This window comes from Pacificibacter marinus, assembly GCF_018860665.1.
Taxonomy (GTDB): domain Bacteria; phylum Pseudomonadota; class Alphaproteobacteria; order Rhodobacterales; family Rhodobacteraceae; genus Celeribacter; species Celeribacter marinus_A.
Genome location: NZ_JAHKPK010000022.1, coordinates 210305 through 228630, shown reverse-complemented (window position 1 = coordinate 228630; position 18326 = coordinate 210305). Strand labels below are relative to the sequence as shown.

17 protein-coding genes are annotated in these 18326 nt (G+C 51.6%); 10 read left to right on the top strand and 7 right to left on the bottom strand.

Annotated elements, in window-relative coordinates; genetic code table 11:
* Nucleotides 1-8: 8 nt before the first annotated feature.
* The 8 genes from KO497_RS07090 to KO497_RS07055 all read left to right on the top strand — a co-directional run bounded on the left by KO497_RS07090 (nucleotide 9) and on the right by KO497_RS07055 (nucleotide 11742).
* Nucleotides 9-1031 carry an aminoglycoside phosphotransferase family protein gene (locus KO497_RS07090; protein WP_215943266.1) on the top strand — a complete coding sequence of 341 codons (1023 nt, stop codon included), beginning with the start codon at nucleotides 9-11 and terminating at the stop codon, nucleotides 1029-1031.
* Nucleotides 1031-1687 (top strand): nucleotidyltransferase family protein, encoded by a 657-nt coding sequence (locus tag KO497_RS07085; protein ID WP_252729553.1) that lies wholly within the window; start codon nucleotides 1031-1033, stop codon nucleotides 1685-1687. The genes KO497_RS07090 and KO497_RS07085 overlap by 1 nt, the downstream gene beginning before the upstream one ends.
* The gene (gene addB, locus KO497_RS07080) at nucleotides 1687-4662 is read left to right on the top strand and encodes a double-strand break repair protein AddB (RefSeq protein WP_215943264.1); all 2976 of its coding nucleotides are present in this window, start codon (nucleotides 1687-1689) and stop codon (nucleotides 4660-4662) included. Before KO497_RS07085 ends, addB begins: the two co-directional genes overlap by 1 nt.
* Nucleotides 4659-8057: a double-strand break repair helicase AddA gene (addA, locus tag KO497_RS07075; protein WP_215943263.1), complete on the top strand. Its 3399-nt coding sequence runs from the start codon at nucleotides 4659-4661 to the stop codon at nucleotides 8055-8057. The genes addB and addA overlap by 4 nt, the downstream gene beginning before the upstream one ends.
* 55 nt (nucleotides 8058-8112) lie before the next feature.
* A complete protein-coding gene (gene trxA, locus KO497_RS07070; RefSeq protein ID WP_215943262.1) occupies nucleotides 8113-8433 on the top strand; it encodes a thioredoxin in 321 nt (106 codons plus the stop codon).
* A 136-nt stretch (nucleotides 8434-8569) separates the two neighbouring features.
* On the top strand, nucleotides 8570-9127 hold the full coding sequence (gene hslV, locus KO497_RS07065) for an ATP-dependent protease subunit HslV (RefSeq protein ID WP_252729552.1): 558 nt from the start codon (nucleotides 8570-8572) through the stop codon (nucleotides 9125-9127).
* Entirely contained in the window at nucleotides 9124-10425 is a 1302-nt protein-coding gene (hslU, locus tag KO497_RS07060) for an ATP-dependent protease ATPase subunit HslU (RefSeq protein WP_215943261.1), read from the top strand. The genes hslV and hslU overlap by 4 nt, the downstream gene beginning before the upstream one ends.
* Nucleotides 10426-10497: 72 nt before the next feature.
* Nucleotides 10498-11742, top strand: coding sequence for an MFS transporter (locus KO497_RS07055; protein ID WP_215943260.1), 1245 nt, complete (start codon nucleotides 10498-10500; stop codon nucleotides 11740-11742).
* Here the strand turns inward: KO497_RS07055 and KO497_RS07050 are convergent.
* The 3 genes from KO497_RS07050 to KO497_RS07040 are packed head-to-tail and all read right to left on the bottom strand — an operon-like array spanning nucleotide 11704 to nucleotide 14026.
* Nucleotides 11704-12330, bottom strand: a complete 627-nt coding sequence (locus KO497_RS07050) for a Smr/MutS family protein (RefSeq protein ID WP_215943259.1) — start codon at nucleotides 12328-12330, stop codon at nucleotides 11704-11706. The genes KO497_RS07055 and KO497_RS07050 overlap by 39 nt on opposite strands.
* A complete protein-coding gene (gene mltA, locus KO497_RS07045) occupies nucleotides 12327-13370 on the bottom strand; it encodes a murein transglycosylase A (RefSeq protein ID WP_215943258.1) in 1044 nt (347 codons plus the stop codon). Before mltA ends, KO497_RS07050 begins: the two co-directional genes overlap by 4 nt.
* Nucleotides 13367-14026 carry a Tim44/TimA family putative adaptor protein gene (locus tag KO497_RS07040; RefSeq protein WP_215943257.1) on the bottom strand — a complete coding sequence of 220 codons (660 nt, stop codon included), beginning with the start codon at nucleotides 14024-14026 and terminating at the stop codon, nucleotides 13367-13369. Before KO497_RS07040 ends, mltA begins: the two co-directional genes overlap by 4 nt.
* A gap of 106 nt (nucleotides 14027-14132) precedes the next feature.
* Here KO497_RS07040 and KO497_RS07035 point away from each other — a divergent pair, with 106 nt between their 5' ends.
* Nucleotides 14133-14633, top strand: a complete 501-nt coding sequence (locus KO497_RS07035; RefSeq protein WP_215943256.1) for an FxsA family protein — start codon at nucleotides 14133-14135, stop codon at nucleotides 14631-14633.
* Nucleotides 14634-14691: 58 nt separating this feature from the next.
* The gene (gene secB / locus KO497_RS07030) at nucleotides 14692-15195 is read left to right on the top strand and encodes a protein-export chaperone SecB (RefSeq protein WP_215943255.1); all 504 of its coding nucleotides are present in this window, start codon (nucleotides 14692-14694) and stop codon (nucleotides 15193-15195) included.
* Between the two features lie 9 nt (nucleotides 15196-15204).
* Here secB and dnaQ read toward each other — a convergent pair whose 3' ends face one another.
* The 4 genes from dnaQ to KO497_RS07010 are packed head-to-tail and all read right to left on the bottom strand — an operon-like array spanning nucleotide 15205 to nucleotide 17983.
* Nucleotides 15205-15939, bottom strand: a complete 735-nt coding sequence (dnaQ, locus tag KO497_RS07025; RefSeq protein WP_215943254.1) for a DNA polymerase III subunit epsilon — start codon at nucleotides 15937-15939, stop codon at nucleotides 15205-15207.
* On the bottom strand, nucleotides 15932-16549 hold the full coding sequence (coaE, locus tag KO497_RS07020; protein WP_215943253.1) for a dephospho-CoA kinase: 618 nt from the start codon (nucleotides 16547-16549) through the stop codon (nucleotides 15932-15934). The genes dnaQ and coaE overlap by 8 nt, the downstream gene beginning before the upstream one ends.
* A gap of 7 nt (nucleotides 16550-16556) precedes the next feature.
* Nucleotides 16557-17387: a shikimate dehydrogenase gene (locus KO497_RS07015; RefSeq protein WP_215943252.1), complete on the bottom strand. Its 831-nt coding sequence runs from the start codon at nucleotides 17385-17387 to the stop codon at nucleotides 16557-16559.
* Nucleotides 17384-17983, bottom strand: a complete 600-nt coding sequence (locus KO497_RS07010) for a Maf family protein (protein ID WP_215943251.1) — start codon at nucleotides 17981-17983, stop codon at nucleotides 17384-17386. The genes KO497_RS07015 and KO497_RS07010 overlap by 4 nt, the downstream gene beginning before the upstream one ends.
* Between the last annotated feature and the right edge of the window lie 343 nt (nucleotides 17984-18326).

Here is an 18326-nt window from a genome sequence, read left to right as displayed (position 1 = left end):
GTCGGCGCATGGAAAAACGTGCGCAGCTTTTAGATAACTTTCTATCCACAACCGATTGGCGAACAGCCAAACGTACTCCTCTCGCGGGGGATGCGTCTTTGAGACGTTATGAACGTTTGCTTGATGAGACCACGGGTCGTCATGCGATTGTGATGGATGCCCCGCCAGAAAAAGGCGAAGATGTCCGACCCTTCTTAACCGTCGCGGCCTATTTGCGTGCCAATGGGTTGGCCGCACCTGAAATATATGAGGCCGATGAATCCAACGGCTTTTTGGTTTTGGAAGACTTTGGGCATGATTTGTTTGACGTTGTTTGCGATGCGTCGCCTGAACATGAGCGCAGCCTTTATACCGCTGCGGTTGATGCTTTGGTCGTGTTGGCGCAGGCCCCTGTTTTGGCTGGCGCGAAAGACTATCATCCGAAAATGCTTGATCTCGCGCTGGCCAGTTTTCGATGGTACGCCGAACCTGCGACAGATCACGATCTCAGCGATGCGCACGCGGCCTGTCGCGAGGCATTGACGCCATTGATTGCCTCTTTAGGGGCGGGATCCGTCACAACCTTGCGCGATTTTCATGCACAAAACCTGCTTTGGTTGCCGACGCGCCCTGCCCCAAAAAATGTTGGCTTGTTAGACTTTCAAGACGCCATGCTGGGGCATCCTGCCTATGATTTAATATCCCTGACCACCGATGCACGACGCGATGTCTCACCGGATGTGCAAAAGATGTGCGTGGAGCGTTTCACCCAAAGCATGTCGTTTGATCCTGAACAGTTTGCACGCGAGGCGGCGATTTGTTCTGTACAACGGAATTTGCGCATTTTGATGATCTTCGCGCGTATGTCGCTGTATTTCAAAAAGCCGCATTACGTCGATCTGATTCCGCGCGTTTGGGGGCATTTGATGACGGACCTTGCCCATCCAGATTTGGTGGATGTAGCGAAGATAATCACATCTGCGATCCCTGCACCGACCCCTGAGATTCTTGGAAAGTTGAAAGCGCAATGCGGCACTGTCTCGACACTGTAATGTTTTTTTGCGCAGGCCGTGGCACGCGGATGCTTGAGCTGACACAACATCAACCGAAACCAATGATCAACGTGGCGGGGCGGCCACTGATTGATCATGCAGTTGACGCCATGGGCGACATCCCGCGACAGTTTGCCAATCTGCACTACCAGCCCGAAATTTTGGAAAAACATCTAAAATTGGCTGGAATCGAGCCTATTTTTGAAACTGATTTGTTAGAAACCGGCGGTGGGTTAAAGCACGCCTTGCCCCTGCTGGATCGTGATGCTGTTTTCACAATGAACACCGATGCGGTGTGGTCTGGTCCTGCGCCAGCAGAGTTTTTGCGCATGCATTGGAACCCAAACATTATGGACGGGCTGCTGCTTTTAATCCCCAAGGCCAATGCCGTCGGTCATAAAGGTAGTGGTGATTTTTTGCGCGCTATTGATGGCACTCTCTTACGCGGCGCTGGTGATGTTTATACGGGACTTCAGGTCATCAAAACCAAGTATGTTGCAGAGATTGAACAGTCACATTTCTCGCTCAATATGGCTTGGGAAACGCTTTTAACCCGTAGAACGCTATATGGTGCGATATATTCGGGCCACTGGTGTGATGTTGGATATCCCGATGCTATTCCACTTGCTGAATCTATGTTGGAGATCCATTCGTAATGTTCACTGAAACAGACCGCCCCCGCGTTTACGGCCTGCCCTGCGGCGTGCGCTTTCCATTCGCGCTTAAAGACGGACTGATGGAGCGATTAAAGTTGCAATCGCCAGACGCCTTGGCGCGAGTGGAAATTTTCGTGAACTCATCACGGATGCGCAAAGATTTGAAACTGGCGTTTGACGATGGGGGCACGCATTTCTTACCCAAAATCCGTCTGATCACCGATCTGGGCACCGACATTGCGGCGCGCGATGTGGCCACAGGCGTGTCCGGTTTACGGCGTCGACTTGAACTATCGCAGCTTGTGGCGCGTTTTTTAGATCAAGAGCCTGATTTTGCAGCACGCTCAACCATTTACGATTTGGCAGACAGTCTTGCGGGTTTGCTGTCTGAAATGCACGACGAAGGCGTATCGCCAGCGGATTTGGACGCGATCAACATCGAAGATACATCCGGCCATTGGACACGGGCACGGCGATTTATGTCGATCATTTCTACTTTTTTCGATCCAACGCAAAACCAACCCCCGATGCCTGAGGCGCGATTGAAGATGGTTGTGGATTTGCTGAGCGACAGTTGGAGCGCCACGCCCCCAAGTCATCCGATTATCGTTGCGGGGTCAACAGGGTCGCGGGGGACCACCTCGGCCTTTATGAAATTGGTCGCGAGCCTGCCACAAGGGGCTGTGGTTTTGCCTGGTGTGGATTTTGATATATCGGCCGAAACTTGGGATAAAATTCATGAGACAGACGCCTTTGAGCATCCGCAGGCACGCTTTTCGGCTTTTGCTAATAAGCTGGGCATATCGCCCCGTGGCATTGAAAAATGGGTGAAAAACTCTGATGAAAATGTGACCCTAAACCAGCTTGTATCGCTTGCTTTGCGCCCCGCTCCCGTCACCGATCAATGGATGACCGAAGGGCCGAATTTCAAGAATGTATCAGATGCTTGCAATGATTTAACTTTGATCGAAGCCCCAGATTCACGATCAGAAGCTGTCAGCATAGCCTTGGCACTTCGCAAGGCGGCCGAAGACGGTAAAAAGGCCGCGCTGATCACGCCCGATCGTGCACTTGCCCGTCATGTCACCGCTGTTTTGGATCGGTGGGACATTGCCCCCGACGACAGTGCGGGCATTCCGTTGAACCAAACTCCACCAGGTCGGCTGTTGCGCCACGTGTCAACAGCGCTTGGTCGGGCCATATCATCAGAGGATCTGTTGGTTTTGCTCAAGCACCCGCTGGTCGCGCGCGGCATGTCTGATGATGAGGGCATTCGCGGTTATCATTTGCTATGGACGCGCAACCTTGAGCGCCATCTGCGTCGCTATGGGCCTGCATTTCCCAAGCGTAATGACCTGTTGGCTTTTGCGGAAAAAAAATCTGATGATGGCACCATTGATACCGCGCTTGTCGCATGGGCGATGTGGGCTGCTGACATCATTGAGCGTCTCGAATCCAGCCCAATAGCTCATCTATCGGATCATTTGGATCATGTGATAGAGCTGTCTGAAACGTTGGTTTGCGGACCAAAATCAACTGATGCGACAGAGTTATGGGCACAGTCTGCGGGCCGCGAAGCTCTGCGCGTGGTGACAGAGCTAAAATTTGAGGCGCCACACGGTGGTCAGATGACCACATATGAATTCGCTTCAATGTTCAATGCCATCGTAGGGCGCGGTCTTGCGCGCGATCCGTCACCCAAACATCCCGACATCATGATTTGGGGCACGCTTGAGGCCCGCGCTCAAGGGGCTGATGTGGTTATTTTGGGCGGATTGAATGAGACTGTTTGGCCCGCAGCCCCTGCCCCCGACCCATGGTTCAGTCGCGATATGCGCAAACAAGTCGGGCTTTTACCCCCCGAGCAACAAATCGGCCTAGCCGCGCATGATTTTCAGCAATCCATAGGGGCCAAAACGGTGATCTTAGCACGCGCCAAACGCAACGCCGAGGCAGAAACCGTGGCGTCGCGTTGGGTGATACGGCTCACCAATCTGCTGGCGGGTATGTCAGATGACGGCGCAAATGCACTGGCACAGATGCGTGCCCGTGGCGATGTGTTTGTCGATATGGCCCGTGTGCTTGAGCGCCCCGATGTAACAGTTCCGCTGGCGCAACGGCCCAGCCCGCGCCCCCCTTACGCGGCGCGGCCACGACAATTGTCTGTCACACGGATCGAAACTTTGGTGCGCGATCCTTATCAGATTTACGCCAGTCGCGTGTTGCGATTGAGCAAACTGAACCCTTTAACGCAAGCTGCTGATCCGCGTGATCGCGGCACCGCCTTTCACAAAGTCATGGAAGAGTTCGTCGCAGATAGCTCTGATAAAACCGATGAAACACCATCTGAGGCCGCCGCACGGCTGATTGCAACCGCAGAGCACGTTTTGGAAAACACAGTGTTGTGGCCTGCCGCACGCCGCGTTTGGTTGGGGCGGTTGAAAAAAATTGCTTTGCCTTTGGTTCTACGAGAGGCCGAAAACCGTGAAATAGGCACGCCCATCGCCACGGAAGCCAAAGGCGGTTACCACTTTAAAGACATTGATTTTTCTCTCACCTGCGAGGCAGATCGCATCGACGAGACCAAAGGTGGTGACTATATTATTTACGATTATAAAACCGGGTCGCCACCGACGAAAAAGCAAACCGAGACCTTGAAAATGCAGCTTCATCTTGAGGCCGTAATGCTTGAAAACGGCGGATTTAAGGGACTCAATACCGGGCGCGTGTTTGAACTGGCTTATCTCGGCCTAGACGGAAACACCAAACAAACCCGCTTGCCGTTATTGCCTGGCGATACACAAAAAATCGAAGACCGCTTTATTGATCTGATCAAAAACTATGACGATCCCGAACAGGGCTATACCTCGCGGCGGATCGTTCAAAGCGTATCCTTTGCCGGTGATTTCGATCATTTGGCGCGCGTGGGTGAATGGTCTGACAGCGACGCGCCTTTTCCGGAGGATGTGCAATGAACTTGCTTGATGACGCAACTCTGCGCCAAATCGCGGCTGCGAAACCTGACAGTTCGACTTGGGTGTCGGCCAATGCGGGTTCTGGCAAGACCAAGGTGTTGACGGATCGCGTGGCACGATTGTTACTGGCGGGCACGCCGCCGCAACATATTTTGTGTCTGACATACACCAAGGCTGCGGCCTCTGAGATGCAAAACAGGCTGTTCAAGCGGCTTGGAGCTTGGGCAATGATGCCTGATGACACTTTATCGATTGAGTTGAAAGCCCTTGCGCCAGACACCCTTTTGACAGACGAGGAGATGCGTCACGCGCGCACTTTATTTGCCCGTGCTGTCGAGACCCCGGGTGGATTAAAAATTCAAACCATTCACTCGTTTTGTGGAGCATTATTGAGACGATTCCCGCTGGAAGCGGGTGTTTCACCACAATTCAAGGAATTGGATGATCGCGAAACCAATGCCATTCTGGCTGAGGTTTTAGATGCTTTGGCCGAGGGTCAAGGCCGTGATGCGATTGATGCAGTTGCCACACATATTTCAGGGCAAGACGACATTGACCCGTTGCATTTGGCACAGCAGATCGTGCGCAAACGCGAGGCCTTTCATCCGCCTGTTACTTCAGAAGACATCTGGAAATGGTTTGGTCTAACGCACGGATATGATGAGCAAGATTTGCTTGAATCTGTGTTTCTAGGCGACGAAGATCATGCGCTGAGCAGTGCTGCCACAGCCATGGAGGCTTCTCCAAACAAAACCGATGTAAAGGCAGCCGCAATGCTGCGCACTTGGGTTGGTGCCGCACCATCAGTGAGTTTGTTGCAAGATATGATCGGTACGTTTTTGGTCAAGTCCGGCGAAAACCAAGGGCTGACACGATTTGGGCGTGCGAACGCAGGGCTACCGACCAAGAAATGCGCGACGCTTGAACCAGAAGCCTTGCGGCAACTTTCCGAATTAATGGAGCGCGTGTCGGAGGCCACAGACAATCTGCGTGCACTGCAATCTGCGAAAAAAACCGCAGCGCTGCATCAATTCGCAAGCGCGCTGTTGCAACCCTATTTCGATACCAAAGCACGGCTTGGCTTGCTGGATTTCGACGATCTGGTGCAAAAGGCGCGGGATTTACTGTCGATTTCTAGTGTCGCACAATGGGTGCTGTTTCGCTTGGACGGCGGTATCGATCATATTTTGGTGGACGAGGCGCAAGACACCAGTCCCGATCAATGGACGGTGATCAGGCTGCTGGCCGAAGAGTTTACAGTGGGCGAGGGTGCGCGACCCAATGTGACGCGCACGATCTTTGTTGTCGGCGATAAAAAGCAGTCGATTTATTCGTTTCAAGGGGCTGCGCCTGAAGCTTTTGACCAGATGAAGCACCATTTTGAAGCGCGACTTGGGGATGCAGGGCATACCTTGCAAGACATTGCATTGCAGCACTCTTTTCGGTCCTCACCTGCAATTTTGAACATGACGGACCAGACTTTTGCGCAATCTGATGGGCAAGGCGTTGGAGGCGACACGCATCACATCGCGTTTTTTGAAGATACCCCCGGACGTGTGGATCAATGGCCATTGGTCGAACCTGAGCCTGTGGAAGCTGATCCCGATGACTGGGAAAATCCGACCGATCTGATCGCCCCTGAACATCACAGCATTCGACTTGCAGGGATGGTGGCCCGCAATGTCAAAGACATGATCGAAAAAGGCTCGATTCCTCGTAAAGGCAGTGAAAATACTCACATTGAGCCAGGCGACATATTGATTTTGGTACGCAACAGATCGGGGTTGTTTTACCCGATGATCCGCGCGCTTAAAAAGCTGAACCTGCCTGTTGCAGGGGCAGATCAGTTGATTTTGAATGACGAGCTGGCCGTCAAAGATATGACATCGCTTTTGGCATTTTTGTCGCTACAAGATGATGATTTGGCCTTGGCTGAGGCATTGAAATCACCGTTGTTTTGCTGGTCTGAACAAGACCTGTATTCGCTCGCACACAAACGTACCGCGGCAACCTTGTGGCGTGAATTGCGTGCACGGCGTGACGAATGGCCTGTCACTGCGGATATTTTAGATGATTTGCGCAAGACATCTGACTTTTTGAGGCCATATGATTTGATCCAGCGCGTCTTGGTGCGTCATGGCGGACGTAAAAAGTTTTTGGCGCGGCTTGGCAATGAGGCCGAAGACGGGCTTGATGCGTTGCTGCACCAAGCCTTGCATTATGAGACCACACAAACGCCGAGCCTGACGGGGTTTATCGGTTGGCTTGGGGCTGAGAAAATCAAGCTCAAGCGTGTATTGGATGAGTCTTCGAACCTTATCCGCGTGATGACAGTACATGGATCTAAAGGGCTGGAAGCGCCGATTGTGATTTTGCCCGATACCTTGCGTGAAACCAGCGAGCCGAAAGACGAACTTGTCGCGCTTGAGCATGGCGGGATCGCATGGAAATCGAGCAAGGAAAACAATTCTGAGGTGCTTAAAGAGGCTCTAACCCAGCTCAAAAATAAGAATGACGACGAAGAGCGGCGGCTTTTATATGTGGCGATGACGCGGGCGGAAAACTGGTTGATCGTCGCGGGCGCAGGCAAGATAAAAAAGGACGGCAGCTGTTGGTATCAACTGGTTGAAAACGGCATGCTGTCTGCGGGCGCGGTTGAGCAAGCTTTTCCAAGCGGCATGGGAAAGCGCTATGCACATGGGGTTTGGCCCACGCGCACAGGTGATACCGCCATAAAGTCAGAGAAAACAACCGCACTGCCAGATTGGGTGCAAAAAACCGCTGCGATTGACGAGGAACCAAAAGTGTTTTTATCACCCTCGGATCTGGGTGGACCAAAAGCGTTGTCAGGATCAGCGTCAAACCGTAGCGAGGACGCCGCGATGCGCTATGGCAGTCAGTTGCATTTGCTGCTGGAACACTTGCCCAAGCACCCAAAGAATGACTGGCCAGAGATTACACGATCGTTGCTTGGATCAGGTGAATTATTTGCGACTTTGGCTGAGTTAGAGCCGCTTTTGAACGAGGCAACGCGCACCATTGAACATTCTTATCAATGGGATGTCTTTGGCGATAAATCCTTGGCCGAGGTGCCGTTTTCGGGCGTTTTGCCATCGATGAACAATCATCCTGTGCATGGCATTATTGACCGGTTGATCGTTGAAGATGACGTGGTGCGTGTGGTCGATTACAAATCAAACGAAGTTGTCCCCATGACGCCGTCAGAAGTACCCGATGGATTGTTGCGCCAAATGGGCGCTTACTTAGAGGTCTGTTCTGCCATTTATCCAAACAAAAAAATTGAGGTAGCGATCTTGTGGACCCGCACTGCGACGCTTATGCCGCTGCCACACGATATGGTGATGTCTGCCCTACAAGATGCCGCTACATCTTGACCCTTTAAGGCAGGACACATAGGTTCTGCTCAACATTGAAATCAGGAGAAATCAAATGGCCACTGTTGCTGTCACAGATGCAAGCTTTGAAGCCGACGTTCTTAAATCCGACATCCCAGTGATCGTGGATTTCTGGGCTGAATGGTGCGGGCCTTGTAAACAAATCGGCCCAGCGCTTGAAGAATTGTCTGCCGAATTTGAAGGCAAAGTCAAAATCGTCAAAGTTAACATTGATGAGAACCCAAATTCACCGGCACAATTTGGTGTGCGTTCTATCCCAGCACTTTTCATGGTGAAAAACGGCGAAGTCGTGTCCAACAAGGTTGGCGCTGCGCCAAAAACTGCGATTTCCAGCTGGATTACTGAAAGCGTTTAAGGCTTTTGGGAGCAGAATTTGAAAAGGGGTGCCAATGGTGCCCCTTTTTGTTTGTGTGGCGTTCAATTGGTTGTAACCCCCGCTTGAACCCTCATAAATGAAACCGCATATAAAAACTTCATTGAAAGGACACATCATGGCTGATGATCAATTCCCAGGCTGGCATGGCACCACCATTATCGGTGTACGCCGCGGCAATGAGGTCGTTATCGCGGGCGACGGGCAGGTGAGCCTTGGACAAACTGTAATCAAAGGCACTGCGCGCAAGGTGCGCAGGCTGAAACCAGGCGGGCATGAAGTGATCGCAGGCTTTGCGGGATCGACGGCGGATGCATTTACATTACTTGAACGCCTAGAGGCAAAACTTGAAGCCACACCCGGTCAATTGGCTCGCGCAAGCGTGGAGTTGGCCAAAGATTGGCGCACGGATAAATACCTGCAAAAACTTGAAGCGATGTTGATTGTCACCGATGGCACTGAGCTTTTGGTCATCACGGGTGCCGGCGATGTGCTTGAACCTGAGCATGATATTGCAGCGATTGGGTCAGGCGGCAACTTTGCCTTGGCCGCCGCACGCGGATTGATGGCCACTGATAAAACTGCCGAAGAAATTGCCCGCGAAGCCATGGCAATTGCTGCGGATATTTGCGTGTACACCAACGGAAAATTGACCGTGGAGACGATTAAATCATGACTGACCTAACCCCACGCGAAATCGTATCTGAGCTGGATCGCTTTATCATCGGACAAAACGACGCCAAGCGCGCTGTGGCTGTGGCCCTGCGCAATCGCTGGCGGCGCAAGCAATTGGTGGATGATCTGCGCGATGAGGTTTATCCGAAAAACATCTTGATGATCGGGCCAACGGGTGTTGGTAAAACCGAAATATCACGTCGTTTGGCAAAGCTGGCCCGTGCGCCGTTTATCAAAGTTGAAGCCACTAAATTTACCGAAGTGGGCTATGTGGGCCGTGACGTAGAGCAGATCGTGCGCGATTTGGTCGATGCGGCGATTGCGCAAACCCGTGAGTACATGCGTGAAGACGTAAAAGCCAAGGCGCATCAAGCCGCCGAAGACCGCGTGATTGAAGCGATTGCAGGCACAGATGCCCGTGCGCAAACCCGCGAGATGTTCCGCAAAAAGCTGAAATCTGGCGAGTTGGACAACACTGAAATTGAACTTGAAATGCAAGATACATCCTCGCCAATGGGGGGCTTTGAAATTCCTGGTCAACCGCAAATGAGCGGGATGAACCTTGGGGATATTTTTGGCAAAGCCTTTGCGGGGCGCACCGTTAAAAAGAAGATCAAAGTGTCGGACAGCTACGATCTTTTGATTTCGGAAGAAGCCGATAAGCTGCTCGATGACGAGACAGTGACCCGCGCGGCGTTGGACTCTGTTGAACAAAACGGCATCGTGTTTTTGGACGAAATCGACAAGGTCTGTGCGCGAGCTGATGCGCGTGGTGCTGATGTTTCACGTGAAGGCGTGCAGCGTGATTTGCTGCCGTTGATTGAGGGCACAACAGTGTCGACCAAACATGGCCCAGTGAAAACTGATCATATTTTGTTTATCGCCTCTGGCGCGTTCCATGTGGCAAAACCGTCAGATTTGCTGCCCGAATTGCAGGGACGCTTGCCCATTCGCGTTGAATTGCAAGCCCTGAATGAAGGCGATTTTGTACGGATTTTGACGGAAACCGACAATGCTCTGACCCTGCAATACACAGCCCTAATGGCCACCGAAGAGGTGACAGTGTCGTTCACGGCGGAAGGCATCAAAGCCATCGCATCGGTCGCCGCTGAGGTGAATACCAGCGTCGAAAACATTGGTGCGCGACGTCTGTACACGATTTTGGAACGGGTGTTTGAAGAGCTGTCTTTTGCAGCCCCTGATCGAAGTGGTGACACTGTTGTGGTGGATGAGGCTTACGTGCGCGCAAGCGTCGGCGACATGGCACAAACTGCTGATGTCAGTCGCTTTATGCTATAGATCAAAATTGCACAGGGCTTGATCTGTGACGATTTGCTCTTTCTTTTTCATGGGCAAAGCGTACATGGACCTATGAGCTATATTCATTTTATCATCCAAAACGCCCGTTGGTTGCTGGCCGGTTTTTTGCTGTGCCTAACGTCGTCCTATGGGCAGACGTTTTTCATATCTGTATTTGCTGGAGAAATCCGCGCCGAATTTGGCCTAAGTCACACAGCTTGGGGCTGGATTTACGCTATCGGAACCATGGTGTCAGCTGCGACGATGGTCTGGGCGGGGACGCTGACGGATCGGTTCCGCGTGCGCCAATTGGCACCTGCCGTGTTGGTCGGGCTGGCGCTGGCCTGCTTATCGATGTCATTCGTGCCAAATGCTATGGCTTTGGTCGGCGTGATCTTTGCGCTACGCCTGTTTGGTCAAGGCATGTCAGGGCATATTGCTATGGTCGCAATGGCGCGCTGGTTTCATGCCACAAGGGGGCGGGCCTTGTCTGTAGCCTCGCTGGGGTTTGCAGTTGGGAATGCGATCTATCCGCTTATTTTCGTCGCTTTAATGGCCTATTTCAGCTGGCGCGAGCTTTGGGTTCTGGCAGCAGGATTGGCGGTTTTTCTGATCCCCATGATTATGTGGCTGTTGCGCACTGAGCGTACCCCGCAATCGATTTCGAAATCTCACGCATCGCTTGGCATGAATGGCGTTCATTGGACGCGCCATCGGATGCTGAAGCACTGGTTGTTTTGGATGGCCATTCCACTGATTGTTGGCCCACCAGCATGGGCTACGGCGCTTTTTTTCCAGCAGGTACCATTGGTTGAGGCCAAAGGCTGGGCGCTGTTGGATTTTGTGGCCTTGTTCCCGATTTTGACGCTGGGCTCGGTGACGTTTAATGTCGCCGCAGGAGCAGCTGTCGACAAATGGGGCGCAGGGCGTTTATTGCCCTTTATGATCGTGCCTTTCGCAGTCAGTTTCATGATGATTGCCGCAAGTGACACCTTGCTGATGGCGGGGGTGGCGATGGTGTTTTTAGGCATGGGAATGGGATCACAAGGGACTATTGTGGGCGCCTTTTGGGCCGAGCATTACGGCACACAATTCATCGGATCGATCAAAGCGGCAGCCATGGCTATCGTTGTGCTTGGGTCTGCAATTGGTCCAGCGGTATCGGGATCCATGCTAGATGCGGGCATAACCTTTGACACCCAGTTGATAGTCTATGCGGTGTATTTTCTATCGACTGGTGTTTTGGCCTATTTTGGCACCAGAAGCGCGCGCGCGCTGTTACCCGCCTCGCCGAAGGTAGACGTAATAAGCGCCTGAGCCACCATGGGACAAATGCGCTTCGTTCACCTGCATCACAAGCAGGCGCAAAGGGCCTGAGCGCAGCCAATGCGGTGTTTGGTTTTTAAGCACGCCGATACGCGTCGGAATAGGGCCGCCATCATCGCGATCTTTTCCCTTACCGGTGATCACCAAAACAAGCCGCAATCCCCGTGCATGTGATGAGATAATGAAATTGGTCAGGGCAGGGTGCGCTTGGGCCATGGTCATGCCATGCAGGTCGATACGAGCCTCTGGGGCAAGTTTGCCACGACGCATTTTGCCAAATTTTTTACGATCCATTTGCAAGGGCGCTTGCCTGATTTCATCGGAAATAGACGGCATTAAGTTGTGACGGGGTTTGGTAGGCTTGGCTTTGCTGCCCAACTCAAATTCTTTGATATGCTGGTGTAATGATTTGGTTGCCTCTGTGCGCTCGATGGCTTTGGGGGCCGGATGCACGGGCACGGCGGACATGCCATGTTTCACAGGTTTTGCATTGGGGCGCAGAGGAATGGCGGTTTTTTTAACCTCATCCCACAGCGAGCGATCTTCGTCGCTCAGTGATTTTGTGCGCCGCCGCGTCATCTGTTGTTCTGTTCCTCAAGTCCGTAGGCCAATTGAATGGGCATCAAGACCACCATGCGACCAGTATCGCGAATTCTGCCCGCGACGTCACCCGCGCTATCCCCTGTGCCGTAAAATATATCTGCGCGCTGTGCGCCTTTGATCGCAGACCCCGTATCTTGAGCGATCATCAAGCGGCGCAGCGGGGCCTCGCCGTCTTTTTCCAACCAGACAGGCGCACCCAAGGTGACAAAGGCAGGATCAACAGCGACACTGCGCATGGGCGTGATCGACCGGCTCATCGCCCCAATAGGACCTGAAGAGGCTTTAAGGGATTTGAGTTCTTTGAAAAACACATAGGACGGATTTTTGTACAAAAGCGCCTGCCCATCCACAGGATTTCGCCGCACCCAGTTTTTGATCACCTGCGCGGAAACTTGATGTTCGTTATAAACACCCATGCGGACCAGTTCTTGACCGATGGAGTTGTATTGATAGCCATTGTGACCTGCATAGCCGACACGAATGGTGCTGCCATTGGTCAATTGAATGCGACCGGATCCTTGGATTTGCAAAAAGAACAGCTCGACAGGATCATCCACCCAAGCGATCTCTAGCCCACGCCCTGCAAGCGCGCCTTCGCCAATGTCGCGTCGTGTGTGATAAGGGCTGGACTGAACCCGATCACTTGGCATTGCGTAAACAGGATAGCGATATGTGGGGGTGCGTACGCGCGACCCTGACAGTTCGGGTTCAAAATACCCTGTGAACAAGGGCTTGGCATCATCCGCGATCAAGACAGGTTTGAAAAACAGTTCAAAAAATGTTTTGGCGTTGGACTGATTTTGGGCCAAAGCGCAGATTTGTGGCCACTCAAATCCTTTGATGCGGTCACAGGTGTTTAAAAAAACATCCAGCGCATCTTGGTGGCTGTCATCATCCCAGCCTTGTAAGTCGGAAAAAGAAAGAATTTTTGCCACAGGCTCATCCTCGCACTGGGCAGGCGCCGACAGGGCCAGCACGGCTGCAAATGCAGCGCTTGCTAGCCCTCGAAAGATCATGCGCCAGTTGCGACCAATTGCCAGTTGGGGTCATTGCTGCCCATCTCGCGTGCAAAGGTCCAAATGTCTTTTTGACGTTTTACTTTGTTGGGGTCGCCCTCAACAATTGCGCCCGCGGCATCGCGTGCAACGGATGTGATTTCAGAAACAAAGCGCAGTTTGATTTCTTCTTCGCGCGCGGCTTCGTCCAGATCGACATCTATGATTTGGGATTCGTGCAGGCCGATGAATTGGGCTTCCACTGTCAGGCCAGCCTCTTTGCGGTTGTCGATAACATACTGAAATGCCTCCTCAACATCATCAGAAATGAAATCAGACACAGAGGATAGATCGCCGTTTTCAAAGGCCATCAAGATCATTTCATAGGCGGCACTTGCGCCTGTTAAAAATTCGGAGACGGTGAAATCAGGCTCGTTACGCTTGAGCACCAAAAGATTTTCCGCAGCACGCGAGCCTTCGGGAACGTTATCGATGATATCATGATCTACGCCGCCTTCGATCACTTCAAACTGACGTTTGGGTGTTTGGGTTTCAACGATAGGATCAACGCGAGGCTGCTCGAACCCGTCACGTGTGCCAAGGATATTGCGCAAGCGCAGGACTAAAAAAATTGCTATTCCGGCGAGAACCAGAAGCGAGACCAGTGAACTTCCCATCAATACCTCTTTTGCTGCAGAACGTAGTAAAATGCGCTCTTTGACCTTATGTAGGGTGTCGATGGTGCCAAGTCCACCAGTGCCTAGAAATTTGAGAGGAAGTTCTATGTGGTTATTTGCGCTTTTTGTTGCCGTCCCTGTGATTGAAATTGCCCTGTTTATTCAAGTGGGTGGGTTCATTGGGTTGTTTCCGACCTTGGCCATTGTCGTGTTGACGGCGTTTTTGGGCACTTACTTGGTTAAACAACAAGGCGCGATTGCGATGTCGCAACTGCGATCGTCCTTTGGCGAATTGCGTGACCCAAGTGAACCGCTTGCACATGGAGCGATGATTTTATTCTCTGGCGCGCTGTTGCTAACCCCTGGTTTTTTCACTGACGCCGTTGGTTTTTCATTGTTAGTCCCAGCTTTTCGCACGCGATTGTTCGTTGAGCTGCAAAAACGCATCAAAGTCCAAAGCTTTACCATGGGTGGTGGCGGCTCTGCTGGCTTTGGCGATACACAGCCTAGCAACACCCAAGATCCAAACACCATTGATGGCGAATGGGAGCCCGTTTCATCCAATGATATCGAGAATAATGACCCTTCAGGCTGGACGCGGCATTGAGCCGCGTTTTCCAACCTGATACAAAGTCGCAACTTTAGTTTTTTTGAGGAATATACAGATGGCCGAAACCGGTGAAACAGCTGCACCAGCAGCAGAAGTCAAAATGCAAGTTCTAGGCCAATTTGTGCGGGACATGTCTTTTGAAAACATTCTCGCACAAAAGGGTATCAAATCTGAAGGCCGTCCGAACATTTCTGTTCAGGTAGCTCTGGATGCGAAAAAACGTGAAGGCGCCGAGAACCAGTTCGAAGTTGCGATCAAATTGAACGTAAAATCCGAAACGGAAACTGGTGAGACACTGTTCATTCTTGAACTGGATTATGCTGGTATCTTCCTTATCGAAAACGTGCCAGATGCGCAGATGCATCCGTTCTTGATGATCGAATGCCCACGTATGCTGTTCCCGTTCACACGTCGCGTCGTTCACGACCTGACACGCGACGGTGGTTTCCCGCCGCTGAACCTCGATACCATCGATTTCGTGGCGCTTTACCGCCAAGACATGCTGCGCCGTGCCGAAGCTCAAAAAGCCGCGGCCCCTGCGGATGCGCCTGTTAACTAATAGCTGACGCTATTTGGTCCACAACGCGCCGTCGCCCAACGCCTCTACAAAGGCTGCATGGGCGGCGGCTTCTTCGTCTGTCAGGCGTGAAGGCAGGGCGACATCACGCCGTTTCGGACGCCATTGTTGTGACGCCTGCAAATCTTGCGAGGCCTTGTCGTCTTTTGGCTCAGGGGCCAACACCAAATCAGGCTGACGCCCACCGATCAGCTCAAGATAAACCTCAGCCAAAATTTCGGAATCAAGCAAAGCCCCGTGCAAGGTACGGTTTGAATTGTCGATGTGAAATCTGCGACACAGCGCATCCAAGGTGGCAGGCGAACCGGGGAATTTTTTACGGGCAATCGCAAGCGTATCCAGCGCTTGTTCCCACGGAATTTGACGCAAACCCGCTGCTTTAAGCTCTGCATTCAAGAATTTCATATCAAAGGCCGCGTTGTGGATCACCAATGTGCTATCGCCGATGAAATCCAAAAAATCCTGCGCGACTTCTTTGAACACAGGCTTATCCAGCAGGGTCACTTCATCTGCGCGTGCAGGGCGGGGCGGTTCTAAAATATCAGGACCAATCCCGTGCACTCCAAAAGCCCCTGCAGGCATGGTGCGTTTCGGGTTTATATATTGATGATAGGTACGCCCAGTTGCGAGATGATTATCGAGTTCAATCGCACCGATTTCGACCAAACGGTCGCCCGTCAGCGGATCAAACCCTGTGGTTTCCGTATCAAGAACGATTTCACGCATCTGGTGTCTCCTGTGGCTGATCCGGTTGAACACTGTCCAATATCTTTTGCACGGAGGCTTTGGCCAGTTCAATCGAAGATGTGTCGATAACAAAATCAGCCTGTGCGCGCTTGTCGGCATCTGGGGTCTGTTTTGCCAAAATCGCTTCAAATTGCGCAACTGTCATATTGGGTCGTGCCAAGACGCGAGCGCGCTGAATGTCAGCGGGCACAGACACCACGACAACAAAATCAACAGATGTACTCAGACCTGTTTCAAACAGCAAAGGCACATCTAAAACAACGATTTTGGCTAGATTTGTCTCTAAAAAGGCTTGTCTGTCTTGGGCGACCAAAGGATGCACAATCTGTTCAAGTTGGCTCAACCCTGATGGCGTTGCCTTGATCCAGTCTTTGAGAACCTCACGATCAACGGTGCCCGTTGTGGTGGCTTTGGGGCAAATTTTAGAAATGGCCTCAATGGTGTCGGCGTCACTGGAATAAAGCCGATGCACGGTGCTGTCGGCATCCCATACAGGCACACCAGCGGCTTTGAACATTTCAGCCGTGGTGGATTTTCCCATTCCGATGGACCCTGTCAGCCCAATCACAATTGGCCGTGAGTGTTTCATGAATCTCTCATTCGGTCAGAAGGACTTGGCGGGTCTCATCATCCACGTCTGGGCGCACGCCAAACCAGCGCTCGAACCCCGGTGCGGCTTGGTGTAAAAGCATGCCCAAGCCATCGACAGTCTGACAACCATTTTTGGCAGCGTTTTCTAAAAACGCGGTGCGCAGTGGCGTGTAAACTAGGTCGGTGACAACGGCTTTAGGCGATAAAGCGTCAAGCGGCACTTTGAACTCAGGCTTTCCCACCATGCCCAGCGACGTAGTATTAACCACAGTCATGGCACCCTCAAGCATATTGCCTGCTTGCACCCATTCATAGACAGTTACCTTACTGCCAAATTCGGCTTTCAATCCGTCTGAACGCAAGCGCGTGCGATTGGACAGGCGAATCTCGGTCACACCCACATCAAGCAAAGACGCGATCACCGCACGGGCAGCACCGCCAGCACCAAAAATGGCCGCAGGGCCTGCTTTAGGATCCCAATCAGCGTTGGATCGCAGGTTCTCAACAAAACCATATCCATCGGTATTATCTGCGTGAAGCTTTCCATCTGCCCTAAAAATCAATGTATTTGCCGCGCCGATCAGCGCCGCACGGTCTGTAACGATATCAGCAAGCGCGAGTACAGATTCTTTGTGGGGGATCGTCACGTTCGCACCGACAAATCCCATTTTTGGCATCATACGCAAGACTTCGGCCAGATCACTTTGAGCGACATCAAGATGCACATAGTGCCCTTTAATGCCATAACGTTTCAGCCAAAATCCATGTAAATCGGGGGATCTGGAGTGGGCTATTGGGGAACCGATCACGCCAGCCAATGGGATTTTATTGCTCATGATGAAATGACTCCTGTTTGGCCAAGGTATCCTAAAATTTCTAAGAGGGGCAGGCCTAGGACATTGAAATGATCTCCGTCTATACGTGAAAACAACCGCGCGCCTTCTTCTTCAAGTTTATACCCCCCGACTGAATGGCGAATGCTGTCCCAATTGCGGGTAACATAATCATCGAGATAAGCGTCAGAATTTTGCTTCATCTGCAATTTGACTTCGCCGATGTGCCGCCATTTGGGCTCACCACCTTCATATATAACGGCAGCAGACATTAATTTATGCCGCTCGCCGTTAAGTTCCGTCAATTGTGCGCGGGCCTCTTTGGGTGTTGTAGGTTTGGAAAACAACCGGCCTTTAAAGGACAAAACTTGATCGCAGCCCAAAACCACAGCTTCAGGCATTTTCATCGATATTTTGCGGGCTTTACCTTCGGCCAGTGCGTCTGCGATATCTCGTGGGGATGTTCCCTCTGCTAAGAGTGCATCTTTAATGCTTTCTTCATCAATCCGCGGCACATTTACGTCGAATGGCACCTTTGCATTGGCAAGCAAGGTCTGACGAATGGTTGAACCCGACGCCAGAATGAAAGTTTTGGTCATGTTGATGATCCTGTGGAAAAGACACACTGAACTGTGTTGGCCGATGACGGGATAACCATGTCATGAATGAATGGGCGGGAAAAGTCGGCAGTTTGGTATTTTTCGTGCGCGTGTTTTCCTAAGTAGATAAAAAAAAATAATGACTGTGGATGACATACCTCAAATCTATTAATTCAAAAATTATACATGACATGATCCCAGATACAGATGTGTTAAGTAATTGTTAAATTAATATTTTGTAAATTTATCCCCAGTATTTCTTTCGTATGAGAGTTAAAATTTTCCTTGTGCAAAACTCAAGGGGATAAGCTATTAATCCACACAATCCACAGGCCCTACTAAC